Below are 3,439 nucleotides of genomic sequence, written 5' to 3' on the forward strand. Positions count from 1 at the left end.
TACATTCAAGCCCCCTAAATCCCCCAATTTTGGGGGACTTTTACCAACAAATGGATTCTTGTTCCCCCCAGAATTGGGGGGCTAGGGGGGCAAAATTCAGTATCAAAAAACTTTTCAGATATCCTCTAAACAATAACTCAAATAAATTTATTAGCTAAAGAATATTGATCAATGTTGGTATATAAAAGCAAAACTTCCTCCCCTGGCTGAATATCTTTCGATGCGATTAAATGTGCCCATAGACCAATCTCATCTTTAACCCAATTGATATAAGCATTGGGGGTTTCCGAATGATTACATAGGGATGAAAGACCAAAGGCAATATAACCGCCCACATTTTGTTTTTTTTCATATTCTGCAGGGATTACGAAGCAGTACTTAAACACTTCAGTTTTATTGATAATTGACCATTGTTCGGCAGGAAATGATCCCACTGGGGCAGCCTCAATCAATGTGTCTTTGGTAATCAGTTTTGTTGATACAATTCCTCGTTCTTTTTTATCAAAAAATTTAACTTCAATCATTGATATAGTACTTCGATAAGTTTAACAAAGTAGGCATGAAAATAATGCTTTTACCATTTTATTATTATACTATGAAATCTACTTAAAATAGTACCATACAGCACAGCATGGCAATATTTTTTTTAATACTTACTATTCATGAAAATTTACTTTACAGCATTTTTCATTCTATTCTCCAAGCACTCACACTAGGTCAGGCTTTGAGCTTACTTTGACGGTCGTAAGAGCCACGAGAGGTTTTCCCATCGATGTAAATCAGCTTGATATCTAATTGATCCGTAAGATACTCTATCCAGCGCAATAAAAAGTCATGAAACTGTTCTGGGTCAATCAGGGCAAACACTCGCGAGCGTCGTGTCGTGAGACGGTATCCCATTTGGCAACTCCAAAAGCGATGCAGCGCCTTCACGCGGGGGTTTCCCCCGGAGACAAAACCTTAGACAGTTGAGCCTTTATGGTTGGTAGGCTATGCAGAAAAGGGGTAAAACTTATTGATTAAGGCTCAACTGTCTTACGGTAAATTCAAACCACTCGCGCTTTGCATCAAGACAAGGTGGCTAACCACTCGTATTCTTCGCGGGCCTTAGGTAGCGACCGCCACCATATTATCTGCTCCAGCTAAAGTGGCGCTTGATCCCAATCGCTACAATATCTACCAGCAGATGGTCTGGTTTACGCTTTGTTCTGGGGTCATCTAAGTTCTTGAGTTCATCGATAATGGTGCGTTTGACCCTTTTAACAGGATCAGATGGCCTCGAACTGGATGTTGGTGTTGAGCTAGACCCTGGTGCAAATCCTTTAGTCATGGCAATTAACCGAAGGAGAGACGATATTAGCTAGTGGAGCACGATTGAACCAATATTGTCTACAATCTCAGAGCAAGTATTAAAGCCTTTTTGTCAAGTAAATCTGATCTAAAGTTAAGTGCGATTACCCTGGGCATCTATGCCTTCCCCAGCGAGCAGATGACCTTGGTTGTGAGTTCTCTGTCATTAGGTGCAAGATCTGAGAATACCCCATGTCTGGTGTTTTTGCGTAAGTCCTGCTAGTATAGAATGTTAAGTTAACCAAGATTAGAAGGAGCAAATATGAATTACAGTGGTCTGGCAGAAAAGACTGTTCAAACACTGGATTGTATTGCCCAGGAGGGCGCTAAAGAAATAGCAGCAGCCTTTGATTTGGCTACCAGAACTAACTACATCCACCTTGTGTCGACTTTTTATCATTATTCTGCTCCTGGCGAAACACAACTGTTAAGAGCAGCTGAGGCAGCTCCTACTAATGCCATGAAAATGCTATATATTCATCTCGCCAGAGACGAGGCTGATCACGATATATTAGCAATACGAGATCTTAAAGCACTGGGCTATAAGCTTGAACCAGAATCGAAGTTAACAGCAGGCTATCATGCCTATTGGAGCAACTTTTCAGATGAAAAAGTAATAGAGTATTTGGGTATGAATGTCGTTATAGAGTATCTTATAAGTTACCTAAACTCCTGTGCGAAAACTATGCGCGAAAGACTCAAACTAAAAGCAGAAGAGTGTAGATGGTTGCAACTACATTGTGAAGAAGATGAACAACATGGCGAAGCTGCTGTGAAATGTGTGAAAGAGCACATAAATGAGCGATTCGCAGACTTAATGATTAAAGGCGGTATGGGAGACAAGAGACGCTTTGTCAGTATGTTTATTGATGCTTTGCAAAATAATGCTTCTCTGAATCCACTGTAAGCTCCTTTATTATTAAACTGCTCACATCTGGAGATAACTGAAAATATTTTTTTATATTTTCTGCGCAACAAAGATATCGAACTATGAATAAACAGGTAGATACAATGTCAGATAAATTTGGATATAAAAGCCTTAAAGAAGAAAATTTACCTCAACGGGAGATGTCTGCATCTGATCGATTTATTGACATTGATGCACGAAAAGATTGTTGCGATTTGCCATCTAATATATGGCCGTTTCTAATTGAAAGTAGCTACAAACAGCATTGGAAGGAAATTCCTATTTGGAAGAGTGCTCTGGAAATGGTGATTTACCCAATGCTTCTGTACGAACTAAGACCTAAAGTAGTCATTGAAATTGGGGCGTTTACAGGCGGTAGTGCTGTCTGGATCGCTGATCATCTGCAGATCTTTGAGATTCCATGCCAGGTTTACTCTGTTGACATTAATCTTGCCTTCTTAGACAAGAAATCACAACAAGACGATCGCATCACTTTCATTGAGGGTGATGTCAACAAAATTGAGGAATTATTTTCTGCCAAAATGCTTTCTGAATTAGATCATCCCTGGCTAATTATTGAAGATGCTCATGTCAATGTCTCTGGGATTTTAAGCACTTTTCATTCTCATGGACATGCTGGAGACTATATTATTATTGAGGACACCAATCTAGAGTGCTGGAAGTATTGGGATGAAAACTTTGAAGATATTGGTGATGTTAAGAGTGACAAGATTAGAGAGGTTAGTAGATTTTTGATGCAGTATAAAGACACTTACAAGATTGATGCTTTTTACCAAGACATTTTTGGATATAACGGTTCAAAATGTTGGAATTCAATCATCAAAAGAATGTTGTAAAATCTGTTAAAAACCTCAATCTCAAGGTGAGATGACTCCTGGCAGGGTTGCGAGCGTCTATGGGGGGAGTTTAGTAGTCCTGTAGAAGTAGTGATTTTACATCTTTTTTCGGTAGTGGTACAAAAGTAGTGATTTTAATCCCCGAAACCTTGACGCTTACCGTAGCCAAATCACTACATCTTTACCACTACCATTTTTTTGGCATTGCTGAATCTTCGAATGATTATGAGTAGGGTGGGCATCCTGCCTGTCCGGAAATATTGATAACGGGCAAGATGCCTGTTCCACGCCTGATGCCCGTTCCACAAAACTATTCAAATCATTC

Annotated in this window: 5 protein-coding genes; 2 read left to right on the forward strand and 3 right to left on the reverse strand. The window is 39.6% G+C overall.

The features are described from left to right. Nucleotides 1–137 precede the first annotated feature (137 nt). The 3 genes from F6K20_RS29910 to F6K20_RS29920 all read right to left on the reverse strand — a co-directional run bounded on the left by F6K20_RS29910 (nucleotide 138) and on the right by F6K20_RS29920 (nucleotide 1,330). A complete protein-coding gene (locus F6K20_RS29910; RefSeq protein ID WP_008190148.1) occupies nucleotides 138–524 on the reverse strand; it encodes an SET domain-containing protein-lysine N-methyltransferase in 387 nt (128 codons plus the stop codon). Between the two features lie 193 nt (nucleotides 525–717). Continuing rightward, nucleotides 718–900 (reverse strand): hypothetical protein, encoded by a 183-nt coding sequence (locus tag F6K20_RS29915; protein ID WP_193374721.1) that lies wholly within the window; start codon nucleotides 898–900, stop codon nucleotides 718–720. A 229-nt stretch (nucleotides 901–1,129) separates the two neighbouring features. Beyond that, nucleotides 1,130–1,330 (reverse strand): hypothetical protein, encoded by a 201-nt coding sequence (locus F6K20_RS29920; RefSeq protein ID WP_287266116.1) that lies wholly within the window; start codon nucleotides 1,328–1,330, stop codon nucleotides 1,130–1,132. A gap of 282 nt (nucleotides 1,331–1,612) precedes the next feature. Between F6K20_RS29920 and F6K20_RS29925 the strand changes: the two genes are divergently transcribed. Both F6K20_RS29925 and F6K20_RS29930 read left to right on the forward strand, forming a co-directional pair. After that, entirely contained in the window at nucleotides 1,613–2,257 is a 645-nt protein-coding gene (locus F6K20_RS29925; protein ID WP_008190140.1) for an iron-containing redox enzyme family protein, read from the forward strand. Between the two features lie 104 nt (nucleotides 2,258–2,361). Next, a complete protein-coding gene (locus tag F6K20_RS29930; protein ID WP_131827307.1) occupies nucleotides 2,362–3,114 on the forward strand; it encodes a CmcI family methyltransferase in 753 nt (250 codons plus the stop codon). Nucleotides 3,115–3,439: the final 325 nt, after the last annotated feature.

Origin of the sequence: Moorena sp. SIO2C4, from assembly GCF_010672485.1 — a bacterium.
Classification (GTDB): Bacteria; Cyanobacteriota; Cyanobacteriia; order Cyanobacteriales; family Coleofasciculaceae; genus Moorena; species Moorena producens.

Excerpts from the sequence above, each read along its gene's own strand:
- F6K20_RS29910 (WP_008190148.1), bottom strand. The coding sequence starts at position 524 with ATGATTGAAGTTAAATTTTTTGATAAAAAAGAACGAGGAATTGTATCA.
- F6K20_RS29915 (WP_193374721.1), bottom strand. The coding sequence starts at position 900 with ATGGGATACCGTCTCACGACACGACGCTCGCGAGTGTTTGCCCTGATT.
- F6K20_RS29920 (WP_287266116.1), bottom strand. The coding sequence starts at position 1,330 with ATGACTAAAGGATTTGCACCAGGGTCTAGCTCAACACCAACATCCAGT.
- F6K20_RS29925 (WP_008190140.1), top strand. The coding sequence starts at position 1,613 with ATGAATTACAGTGGTCTGGCAGAAAAGACTGTTCAAACACTGGATTGT.
- F6K20_RS29930 (WP_131827307.1), top strand. The coding sequence starts at position 2,362 with ATGTCAGATAAATTTGGATATAAAAGCCTTAAAGAAGAAAATTTACCT.